Here is a 10,405-nt window from a genome sequence, read left to right as displayed (position 1 = left end):
CCGCACCGCGGCCAGCCCATGGGCGTCGAGCATTGCCTCGTCGGGCACGAGACCGTTCAGGTTCAGGATGTAGGCCGAGACCGCGTAGACGTCGTCGGTGCTGAGCGATTCCGGGGCGTTCATCGGCATGGCCCGGCGGAGGTAGTCGAACAGGGTCGGCGCGTAGGGCCAGAAGCTCCCGACCGTCTTGAGCGGCTTTGCCTAGTCCAGGCGTCCCCGGCCGCCTACCGCACGCTCCGCGCCTTCGTGCGCCTCGATGCCGGCGCCCGCACCGGTTACTCCGGCGTCGGCACCTCCGGCACGCAGCAGCGTATCGGCCAGGCCTATCCCGGCATCGGCACCGACAGCTTCGGCCGCGACCAGCAATTCGCCAACGTCGACAAGGCGTTCATCCAGTTCGCCGGGCTCACCGCCGGTCGCGCGTCGTCGTTCTTCGACTTCTACGCCCACGACTTCGAGTTCGCCGGCGCGACCGCCGGTTCGGACGTGTTCTCGACCAACCTGCTGGCCTACACCGCCACGATCGGCAACGGCCTGTCGGCCACGATCTCGATCGAAGACCCGGTCTTCCGCCGCACCCCGATCTTCTCGCCGTTCAATATCTCCGCCACCCTCAACACCGGTAGCGTCCAGAACTTCGGCGTGACCAACCAGCCGACCCCGGTCTTCGTCGGCCCGGGCCGCTACGGCAACGTCGACAGCATCGAGCGTGAGCGCCTGCCCGACTTCGTCGGCGTCGTGCGCCTCGATCAGGCCTGGGGCTCGGCCCAGCTCTCGGCCGCCACCCACGAGCTGAACGTCGGCAACCTCTCGACCGCCGCCAGCACCGGCACCGGTCCGACCGTCGTCCCCGCCCACACCAGCAACGTTCAAGGCTGGGCCATCCAGGGCGGCCTGAAGATCAACGCGCCGTTCATCGCCCCGGGCGACGCCCTGTACCTGCAGGGTGCCTACGGCGAGGGCGCGCAGCTCTACACCGGCTACTCTCAGTACACCGGCTCGTACACCCAGAGCACCACGACCATCCAGGGTCAGAAGTTCGCCCAGTACTTCGCTGACGCGACCATCAACCCGTTCACCGGCCAGCTGCAGACCTCGACCAGCTTCACGGCGGTCGCGTCGTACCTGCACTACTGGACGCCGGAATGGCGCTCGGCCTTCTTCGGCTCCTACGGCGAGCAGAGCTTCTCGCAGAGCGCCCGCTACGCTCAAGGTCAGATCTACAGCCTCGTGAGTGGCCTGGCCGGCAGCAACCCGTTCAGCTCGAACGCCGTCGGCACGCCCGGCACGCGGTTCTACAACCTGAGCCAGGCCCTGCGCGACACCTACCAGTTCGTGGCGGGTGGCAGCATCATCTGGTCGCCGGTCAAGGATCTCGATATCGGCGTCGAGGCCTTCTACACTCAGATCGGCCTGAAGAATGGCCGGGCGATCGATCTCGACAAGAGCCCGACCGCCTACGCCAACATCGCCGGCATCAACAACGGTACCTTCGCGGTCCGTACCGCCACGCAGGACTCGGTCTCGCAGGTCCGGTTCCGCGTCCAGCGCGACTTCTAGTTTCCCAGATCGAGATCGGTCCTCTCCAAAGCTCCGATCTTGATGTCCCCGTGCAAAGGGACCCAACTAGCCCGGCCGAGAGGCCGGGCTTTTTTGCATCCGATCCGGTGTACTCAGAACGGAGCTACTTTCCGCCGCCGCTGCCGGTCGAACCGACGCGGGACGGCTGGCCCTCATTGCCAGCAGCCGCGGAGTCGGTCGCGATGCCGTCAGCGGCACGCCCGGTCGGCGAGTAGGTCGCAGCGGGTGCATCTCCAGTCGAACCCGGCTGGCGAGTGACGATGCCAGGCGCACCAGGTGGCACGATTACGGTGGTGCTGGTCGGCGACTCGATAACAGCTTGCGCAAAAGCCGGAGGCGCCAAGCTAGCGAGGATAGCGGTAACGATGGCGATCTTGGTCATCCTGATCTCCTGTCGGGGGACGGCGCGGCAGGAAACTCCTGAAGCGTTTGGCAACCATGATTGTGCGCGATCGATCCCGGAAGTTGCCGCTCACAGGAACACCGTCGTGTGCTCGCGCACGCTAGACACGAACGGCAACAGATGCGGGGTAAGCCTCAATCCGATCGCCGCGTCTGCGCGCTGATCCACTCCACGGCCGGCTCCGATCTATTCATGGGCGGGGGAGCGCGCCGCCTTCTGGCGTTGCAACCGGCTGTCGGTACACTAGCAGGCGATGCACAACCTCGCGCCTAACAGTCTCGCTCGCCTGCGATCCCTCTCGACGCTGGGGCCGCGCTTCTACCGAGCCTCAGTCTACACGCGTCCGACCCCACCAATCGGAGGAGTAAGGTGAGGCGGTAAGCCTGCGTCGCCATCACTACGCCTTCCGCTCCCGGAACCGGATCCCCGCTCCGCCACCGTTCTCGGGGATGAACTCCAGACCGGCGCCGCTCATAGGTAGGAGACGGCTAAGGCTGTCGGCAATCATCCGAGGATCCCTCATCGCGCGGCCTTGAGCCAACCCGCGTGCCATGGTTCAAACAGGACGGCCAGGTGGGTGAGTGTCCAGCCAGGAGCCTGCAAAGCTCCGCACGTCCGGTTCGACTCCGGACCCCGGCCTCCAAACCATTCCTACGTAACATCTGGCTCCCATCGAGCGGTGAGGCCATCGCCGCCTGGCACTCGCGCGGGGTAGGGCAGGGCGCTCCATAACCAATCGCCAGTTGGGCTCGCCAAGCTTCATGGGTGAGCTGGAAGGATCCCGCTCTCCCCGAAAAGGGGGTCTTTTAGGGGTCCCGAAAATGGGGGCGCTACCCAGGGGGGCCCCTCTTTCCGAATAAAAAAAGGGGGTCGCTTTTTATGTGACGCCTCACGACGGATCGGCAGGCTCGGCTCGAAGCCTCACGCCAGGGCGCCCGTGGTTCAGGAACTCGACGCCGGCAGCCTCCAACGCGGTCTGGACCCGGCGGACCACGTCGGCGCCGCTCGTGATCTCCGCGACGCCCTTCGCCTCCATCTTGCGGATCGTGTTGACGTGCAGGTCCGCCCGCGTGGCGAGGTCTGCTTGTTCGATGCCCGAGAGCGCGCGTGCGGCTTTGAGCTGATTGCCCGTCACCAACATTGATGTTTGCCACACACATTTAGAGGCCGACGGTACACACCGACACCGCTGTGTGTATGAAAAACACAGCGGTGTCGCCCGCATACATAGTCGGGTTGCTCGCCAATGTCCAACCGCATCGTCTCTCGGACCCGCCTCTCCCGCTCGCTACACGACAGCAAGCCCAAGATCCCCGCCGGCCTGCTCTCGGCCCGCGCCTTCATTCAGTTCGGTGCTGGCAAGCGCCCCCTCGTCGTCTCCGGCCAGTACGACCGCGCCGCCATCATGGCCGTCGCCTGCCGCGCAGCCCCCGGCATCATGGAGCGCTGCAGCGTCTCCCGCCGCGTGGCGATGTCCTCCGCTCTCAAGGCCGCTTGGCAGGTCGCCAAGGCCGCCCACCGCGCCGCTGCGCACTGAGGCCGCGTCGATGTCCGCCCCCTCACCCGCCGCACCGCGCTCGCCATCGCCGTGTCGCTCGCGTCCTACCGGCCCGCCCTGGCGTTCGATCCCTTCGCCAAGGCGATCCGGTGGGCCAAGGCCGGCGATGCAGCCTACCGCCGGACCGGTGACTGCGCCCGCGCCACGCAAGCCGCTGGCATCCCCCTCCCGGCCGACTGGCGTTCCTATCGTGCCGGCCTGCTGCGAGTTCGCACGGAGGCGCGGTTCGCGCTCCACAGCATGACGCCCGCGACGCCTGCCGAGGCCGTTGCGCTCGTCGCCTACTACCGCGACCGGGCCGAGGCATCGGGCGATCCTGTCGCCTTCCGTGCGGCGCGCAGGCGCCTGCTCAAGGTCGCCAAGCGGCCGGGCGCTGTCTCCTTCGACCTGACGCCGCTGGACCGCGCCGCACCGGTCTGACCAGCCCGACGAAATTCGTCGCCTTCCCCCGACCCACCGCCACGAGCCCCATCAGGAGCGCGAACGATGAAGCACGCCCGCATCGCAGATTTCAGTCACCCCGTCCCGGTCCGCGTCACGGACAGCGGCAAGCCCGAGCGCGTCCACGTGCGTCGCCCCTACCGCGACCTGCCGGACGAGCCGATCCCCGGCGAGATCGAGCCTCGGCAGGCCGTGACCCCGATCCGGCCGGACACGGCGCACAGCCGGTCCCTGCGCTTCCTCGACGCTGCGGGCGAACTGCCGGCCGCCGTCGCCATCGTGGGCGGTGGCATGGTCCTGACCGGCCTCGCCACTCTGCTCTGACCCCAGCCCGCAACCCGAGCGGGCCGGCTGCCCGCGCCCTCATTCGAGGATCCCGCGATGTCCCTACGCACCACTCGACAGAAGCTGATCCGCCGCGATCCTGCCACCGCCCTGCGCGAGCGCGCCACTGAACTGCGCGGCAGCCTGAGCCGCCGGACCGTCGTGGCCGGCACCGTCGCCACCGCTGTGCCCTTGCCGGCACTCGCAGCCCAGCCGCAGTCCGAGCGCGCCGAGTACCGCGCCTGTCTGTTGGCCGCCTATGCCGAGGACAGGGCTCGGCGCCCATCCAGCAAGACAGCCGAATTCAGCAGCGTCGAGGAGCGTGCCGCTGACCTCGTGGGCCGGCGCCTCTGGCACACAGCTCGGGAAGTCCTCGCCCTGCCGCCGCCCACCACTAGCGACGGCCTTGCTCTGACAGCGCTGGCCGCCGCGATCATGGCCGAAGCTGAGTACACCAACGATGAGCCGGCCATCACTGCTGCCGTCAGCCTGACCCGGGCCGTCCTACACCTTCACCGGGGCAGCCTTCCCCGAGGGGTTCGTTGGGTTCGGCGACGAGCCCGACCACATCGACCGCGACGAGGCTCTCTACAGCTCCGCAGGCTCGCTTCCGGCATGGGCCATCACCCAGGCGCAAGCTGAACTCGCCTGACGCCGCCACCGCGCGGCGCTCAACCGCCGCGCCTCCCCTGATCCTATGATCCCAGGAGGCACCATGCCCTCGCTCAATCTCCGCAACCTGTTCCGTCAAGACCTTGCCGCTCCGAGCCTTCGGGAGCGCGCCGCCGCCACCGGGCCCGCGCTGCGCATCAGCCTGGAGGAGGCGGCTCAGACCGCCCTCGACGCGGCGGATCGGATTATCGCGGTTCTGGACCGCATGGACGGCGACGCGGACCACGAAGACGGCGGGGACGCTGAACCGTCTCTGGCAGCCCCCGAGAACACCGAGGGCTCGCAGGTCGTCTACATGCGCGGCGGTGATCGGGACCGCGAGGTCGATGCGCCCGAGACCGTGCTGCCGGAGGTGTTGATCGAGCCGCAGCCGGTGGCCGGCATCCTGCCCTGGCGCGGGCGCGGCAACGTCATCGCGACGGCCGGCACGATGCTCCTCGACTTCGTAGGCATGCGCTGATGCCGACCCAACTGCCCACCCGCCCCACGGTAGAGCGGCGCCTGTCGCTGCCGGAGACCGCCCGCTTCCTGATCCTGGTGGCGCGCGTGCGCCTCCTCGACCTTCGGATGCACCGCGTCGTTCGGCAGGCCCCCGGCTTCTCTGATGACCGTCTGTTGCACCTGATGCGCCGATGGCTGGCCCTGCACGAGGCGATAGCCGCCACGTTGCCGGGCGTTCCCGAGCCCAAGCACGTCAAGGAGGTGCGGGCGATCCTGCGACCACCCCTAGCCCCCAGAGACCGGGGCGAGGGCCGTCGAAAGCCCTTGCACTAGCGCGGCGAAGCCGGCGGCCAACGCCGCTGCGGCGTTGACCTTAGACTGCTTGTTCAGCGCATCGTCACGTGGCGTCGATCGGGCCGGCCGACCATTCTCCCAAAGCTTCACGGTGAACGGGGGGCATGCGGAGCACCGCCGACCAGAACCACAGCCCTGCAGAGACAATGGCCGAGGCCGCCAAGGCATTGCAATACGGTCGGCAGGCTCGGAGGCATCGCACGATCTCAACGTTGACTTAACCGTGCCGCCCGGCCGGCATGCGCAGTCCGGCCGGACCAATTCTTGGCGCGTCGCCAGCGAGGGTCAGCAGCCGCCGCAGATCGGCTTCGCGTCCCGCTGCCCTTCTCTTTCTAGGCGATCCATTGTCCTCTCGCGGCTGTAGGATTGCGCATGCGCCAAACGACGGATGCCAACCTTCGAAGGCTGCATTGCGCGGGCCGTCCTAGTCGAACCGGAGACCGCAGCGTTAGCGATCGACGACGAGTGCGAGATGCAGTCGCCGTTTTACGCCGTAGAACTACTATTTCCTGATAAATTTATCGCGTTTCGCGTAACCACGCCCACACGTGCTGCAGCGTCCCTTGTTCACCGATCCGTTGAGCTGCTCGGCTCTCGCTACGCCAAACCTGAGGTGGGGTGCCGTAGCAATTACGGAAACTGCGGCTCAGTTGCGCGATCGTGTTGAAAGCATACACCTCCGCCAATCGGCTGATGGTGCGTCTTTCCATCGGGTCAGCGAGGGCGTCGCGCACTGCCCTCAAGCGCTCGCCTTGAACAAAATGCATCACGCCTCCTTCCGGCTCGAACATCCGGTAGAGTGTGGACCGCGAGATCTGCATCCGCTCGGCGATCAACTCGGGCGACAATGTAGCTCGCGACAGATTTTCCTGGACAATCGTTTTGGCTAGCGCGAGCAGACCGCCATAGAGTTCATGACCCTCCAGCACGTCCGTGGCCTGCGAGGGGTCAAGCAGACGGCGAAGGAAGGCTACGAATTCATTGGCGACGGTCGAAGCGTTGTCAGGATGGGTGGTCGGCAATCGGCGATAGATATTCAAAATATATGTGGCCAGCAATCGGTTGCGGGCTGTATCAAAAAGCAAATCATGATCTTCAAGCGGTAGACCATGGAGGTGGGCGCACGGGACGACGATGCCAGTTGTATCGGCTTGGTCGAGCATACCATCGATTAAGTGCCGGCGGCCAATGAGCGTCACGGTACCAGATGAGGCTGAAATCGCTTTGCCAGCGATGGTGCCTCGATAGCGACCGGAACGATAGAGTTGGAATGTGTAATGGTCAGGGCCAGCGTCGACGCGTCGGCGGTCCCGCTGGAGATGCTGAGTTGAAAGCAGTGTGCGGTGAGCGACGAGATCACCGACTTGGTAGGCGATGTTGCTACCGAAAGGCAGGACGGCGGATGGAGTCGTGGGTCTGACTTCGTACAATGGCGCCATGAGGGTGCGCCATCGCTCATAGGCCTCTCCCGGGGGCAGGCCTGACGTCGTCAGGAAGAAGTAAGGCAACCCCATCTAATCGTGCTTTCATCAGCACTCAACGAGCCAAATTCTCAGGTACCCGGCCTGTTCAGCGGCGGACGTTAGGCATGCGGCACTAGGCGCTCTCCTAGGACGGGGCACGGCCTGATGACACTCCGCCCAAATATCAACTTTTAATCTTGTATTCAGTTGCACGAGGTGCACGCACAGGGTGCTCCGTTCGAGCAACGGCGTCGTCCACAGTGGCAGCTCACGGCGTAGACGGATGCGCAGACATGACCGCTGCCGCCAGCACAATCCGAAACACCTTCTCCTGTGGCCCTGACCGGTCCACCGCCTCGAAAGCCGGCGTGGCATTCACGAGAGCCGCGATGTCGATGCTGTGGCCGCTGGCGAAGCGGTAGGGGCCGGCTGTCGGATCCCGCAGGTATAGGTCGATCGCTGCGACAACTTCCTGGCTGGTGATGATGCCGGCCTTGCGCAGGTCCGCGAGGGTCGACTGTCCGGCTGGCATGGTCGCGCTGATCATCCCCCGACGTTGACTTAGCTGTGCCGCCCGGCCGACAGGAACCGTTATTGATCATAATGAGCAGCACTGTCTCGGTCCGCGACCTCAACTCATAGCACCATTTGAGGGCTGCCGAGGGGCAGCGATCGACCTCGGCCCAAGCGACCCTGTGAGAATTCTCGCGGGCGGTAGGACGGGCCGAGCTATGCGGTGACGGTCTGCGCCCGGTCGGTATGACGAACGCGACTATCAGTCCGTAAAGCCCCCATACTGACGAATTGCCGGCAGGCACGGCCCTGACTTGGTGGGCCGTTTACCGCTCCGCATCACACTCCAGTCCGCCATCTCACGGACGCCGCCATGCCGACATCGTTTTCTTGGCTCCCTGGGGCGCCAGTACCCGTTCGCCAACGCGTCTTATCCTTTCTGCCTGGCCCCATTGGGCTAACCGGATTCGCGATGCTGCTCGTCGGGATGTGGTGGATCTGGCTGTCCTTCGGCAGAATGATGGGGCTCGACGACCTTTACACGGCAACGCTGGTTGACGCGCCAAGCCTCGGGCACATGTGGGACGGCGCGATCCGTGGCGTCGACGGCAACCCGCCGCTCTACCTATCGATCGCTTGGGCGCTGACCCATGCGCTCGATGCAGCGCCAGACCGCGTGCTCAGGCCGTTCAACCTAGTGCTGCTCGCTGCCACCGCCGCGGTCGCCTACCGGATCGGCCGCCGGCTGGCGTCCCCAGGGGCTGTCGCCGTGACTCTGGCGCTGTTGCTGGTCGCCGACGGTATGGTGGGCTACGCGCTCCTCGCAGTGCGCACCTACGCGCTCTACCTGTTCCTCGTCTCTGCGACGCTCCTCGCCGCCCTGCGCGTCGTGGATCGGCCGAACCCCGCGAGGGCGATCGCGCTGGCCGGCATCGGCCTATTGGCCACCCTCGCCCACAGCTTCGGCGGCTTCTACGTGCTCGCCACGCTCGGCGCCGCCGGGCTCGCGTGCTTCGCCGGCCGCGACCGGCGCGCCGCCGCGGCGCTCGGTCTCGCGGCCGTGCCTTCGCTCACCGCGCTCCTCGCCTGGATCGCCATCTCCTTTCCGTTCCAGAAGGCCGTCGCCACGCCATACGGCTGGATCCCCGTGCCGAACGTCGATACGTTGTTGGAGGCGCTCACGGGATCGCGGCCGCTGACGATAGCGCTCGGTATCGCCCTCGCCTTAGCGGCCGTCCGCCTGCGCTTTGACCCACGCCGACTCATCAGAGAACGCCGCGATGTCGCAGCCTTGTACGCCGCGCTGTTTTCCTACGCTGGCCTGACCCTCGCGGCTTGGCTCGGCTCGCAACTCATCACGCCGTTCTTTATCCAGCGCTACTTCATTCCCAACCTACTCATCGCGGCGCTGCTGCCGCTGCCGGCCGTCGAAGCAGCGCGGCACGGCGCCCGGCCAGCCGCCCTGGCCGGTACCGCGGCGACCTGCGTTCTAATCGGGAGCTGGAGCCTGTCGCTCGACGTCTGGCAGGAAGAAATTCCGTGCCTCGACACTCAGGGCCACTTCCTCGAAGCCGATGCCGCGCGCGTCGGCCTACCAGTCGTCGCCGTGTCGCCCCACGTTTGGCTGCCGCGTGCCCGATACGCGCCGAACCAGAAGACCCTTTACCCGCTCGACTGGCGCGTCGTGCTGGACTACCCGAAACGCGCCCGCAACAACGCCATGGACTTCCACATCATGGAAATTCTGCGCCACTGGGCCACCCCTGGCAGCGCGCTCGCCGCAAACGTCCTGTCTACGAATGACATCCTCGCCCAGGGTCGCTTCCTCGTGCTCGATGAGGCAGGCCGCGGCTGGTTCGATGCGCTCCGTCGGCGCCATGCCGTCCGGGCCACACTGATGCGCGAAAGCCCGGACTGCCGTCTGTGGGAGGTCACGCTGGGCGATCCAGATGGACCGTAGACGAGTGCTAAGCCTGCCGCACGGCGTTCTGTTACAGCATCGTTCCGTTTAGGCCAGTCCAGCCTACGAAGCCGTCCCTCTAAGCTGCTGAGCTCCGTCGAAGGGGTGCAGCACAGCAGCGTTCATCCGCGGCTGGCACGCTGATAAGGGTGCTGCTCTCAGCGGGTGACTGGACCGCCTAGCAACTCTCCGGCACCGGCAAGTCAGCCATATGGGCCACCGAACAGGTCCCCGAGCGCCTTCCGCCGAAACAGCGTGCGCCAGCGTCGCCGCTGATGCTCCGGCCGGTCGTAGATCATGTGGCAGCGCTGGCAGAAGGCCGCGAGATTGGCGTCGGCGTTGTTCGAGGTGTCGTGATCACGGTGGGCTGCCGCCAGCACCACCCGCGTCCGGCGCAACCTTCTAAGGATGTCGGCCTCTACCGCGATCCGGATCCGGCGGCCACAACCATCACGCCGCCGGCCGGCGTCCGCGTCCCACCAGCGGCCGTCCCCGAGGTGGTGGACCGGTCCCGCCCGTGCGGTCGGCCGCAGCCGAACGACCACGTTCTGCTAGTTCGCAACCAAAGCGCCTCTGGCATGTCGTGGCGCTCTTGCATGTAGACCGCGAAGTATTACGGCGGTCGAGGGCGCGTTAAGAGGCGGTTTACTACGACACGCCCCCTCATCACCCAAGGGTGTGTCCGTGAAACTACA

11 protein-coding genes, 1 tRNA gene and 3 pseudogenes are annotated in these 10,405 nt (G+C 66.3%); 9 read left to right on the top strand and 6 right to left on the bottom strand.

The features are described from left to right. Positions 1-237: pseudogene (locus MKK84_RS27810) on the bottom strand (c-type cytochrome); the annotation flags it as partial. On the opposite strand from MKK84_RS27810, the pseudogene MKK84_RS27805 reads away from it, so the two are divergent. Further along, a pseudogene (locus MKK84_RS27805) lies at positions 223-1,560 on the top strand (porin); the annotation flags it as partial. The pseudogenes MKK84_RS27810 and MKK84_RS27805 sit on opposite strands and share 15 nt — an antisense overlap. A gap of 124 nt (positions 1,561-1,684) precedes the next feature. Here MKK84_RS27805 and MKK84_RS27800 read toward each other — a convergent pair. Next, a complete protein-coding gene (locus MKK84_RS27800) occupies positions 1,685-1,963 on the bottom strand; it encodes a hypothetical protein (protein WP_243925270.1) in 279 nt (92 codons plus the stop codon). A gap of 588 nt (positions 1,964-2,551) precedes the next feature. Between MKK84_RS27800 and MKK84_RS27795 the strand changes: the two genes are divergently transcribed. After that, positions 2,552-2,627, top strand: a tRNA-Cys gene (locus MKK84_RS27795). A 246-nt stretch (positions 2,628-2,873) separates the two neighbouring features. Here MKK84_RS27795 and MKK84_RS27790 read toward each other — a convergent pair. Further along, positions 2,874-3,125: a multiprotein-bridging factor 1 family protein gene (locus MKK84_RS27790; RefSeq protein ID WP_243925269.1), complete on the bottom strand. Its 252-nt coding sequence runs from the start codon at positions 3,123-3,125 to the stop codon at positions 2,874-2,876. A gap of 105 nt (positions 3,126-3,230) precedes the next feature. Here MKK84_RS27790 and MKK84_RS27785 point away from each other — a divergent pair, with 105 nt between their 5' ends. From MKK84_RS27785 to MKK84_RS27760, 6 genes are all read left to right on the top strand, one after another. Continuing rightward, entirely contained in the window at positions 3,231-3,521 is a 291-nt protein-coding gene (locus MKK84_RS27785) for a hypothetical protein (RefSeq protein ID WP_243925268.1), read from the top strand. A 51-nt stretch (positions 3,522-3,572) separates the two neighbouring features. Continuing rightward, on the top strand, positions 3,573-3,962 hold the full coding sequence (locus MKK84_RS27780; protein ID WP_243925267.1) for a penicillin-binding protein: 390 nt from the start codon (positions 3,573-3,575) through the stop codon (positions 3,960-3,962). 66 nt (positions 3,963-4,028) lie between these two features. Then, a complete protein-coding gene (locus tag MKK84_RS27775; protein ID WP_243925266.1) occupies positions 4,029-4,307 on the top strand; it encodes a hypothetical protein in 279 nt (92 codons plus the stop codon). 57 nt (positions 4,308-4,364) lie between these two features. Beyond that, the gene (locus tag MKK84_RS27770; protein WP_243925265.1) at positions 4,365-4,949 is read left to right on the top strand and encodes a hypothetical protein; all 585 of its coding nucleotides are present in this window, start codon (positions 4,365-4,367) and stop codon (positions 4,947-4,949) included. A 73-nt stretch (positions 4,950-5,022) separates the two neighbouring features. Continuing rightward, complete coding sequence (locus MKK84_RS27765; RefSeq protein WP_243925264.1) at positions 5,023-5,439, top strand: hypothetical protein; 417 nt, start codon at positions 5,023-5,025, stop codon at positions 5,437-5,439. Then, positions 5,439-5,753 (top strand): hypothetical protein, encoded by a 315-nt coding sequence (locus MKK84_RS27760; protein ID WP_243925263.1) that lies wholly within the window; start codon positions 5,439-5,441, stop codon positions 5,751-5,753. The genes MKK84_RS27765 and MKK84_RS27760 overlap by 1 nt, the downstream gene beginning before the upstream one ends. Before the next feature lie 539 nt (positions 5,754-6,292). On the opposite strand, the gene MKK84_RS27755 is transcribed toward MKK84_RS27760, so the two are convergent. Continuing rightward, the gene (locus MKK84_RS27755; protein ID WP_243925262.1) at positions 6,293-7,288 is read right to left on the bottom strand and encodes a helix-turn-helix domain-containing protein; all 996 of its coding nucleotides are present in this window, start codon (positions 7,286-7,288) and stop codon (positions 6,293-6,295) included. Between the two features lie 217 nt (positions 7,289-7,505). Then, positions 7,506-7,769: a hypothetical protein gene (locus MKK84_RS27750; protein ID WP_243925261.1), complete on the bottom strand. Its 264-nt coding sequence runs from the start codon at positions 7,767-7,769 to the stop codon at positions 7,506-7,508. Positions 7,770-8,222: 453 nt separating this feature from the next. On the opposite strand from MKK84_RS27750, the gene MKK84_RS27745 reads away from it, so the two are divergent. Next, the gene (locus MKK84_RS27745; protein WP_243925260.1) at positions 8,223-9,710 is read left to right on the top strand and encodes a hypothetical protein; all 1,488 of its coding nucleotides are present in this window, start codon (positions 8,223-8,225) and stop codon (positions 9,708-9,710) included. Positions 9,711-9,913: 203 nt separating this feature from the next. On the opposite strand, the pseudogene MKK84_RS27740 reads toward MKK84_RS27745, so the two are convergent. Further along, positions 9,914-10,245 (bottom strand): annotated as a pseudogene (locus MKK84_RS27740) (hypothetical protein); the annotation flags it as partial. Positions 10,246-10,405 lie beyond the last annotated feature (160 nt).

The organism is Methylobacterium sp. E-065 (assembly GCF_022829605.1).
Classification (GTDB): Bacteria; Pseudomonadota; Alphaproteobacteria; order Rhizobiales; family Beijerinckiaceae; genus Methylobacterium.
This window is presented reverse-complemented; position numbering and strand designations above follow the sequence as displayed.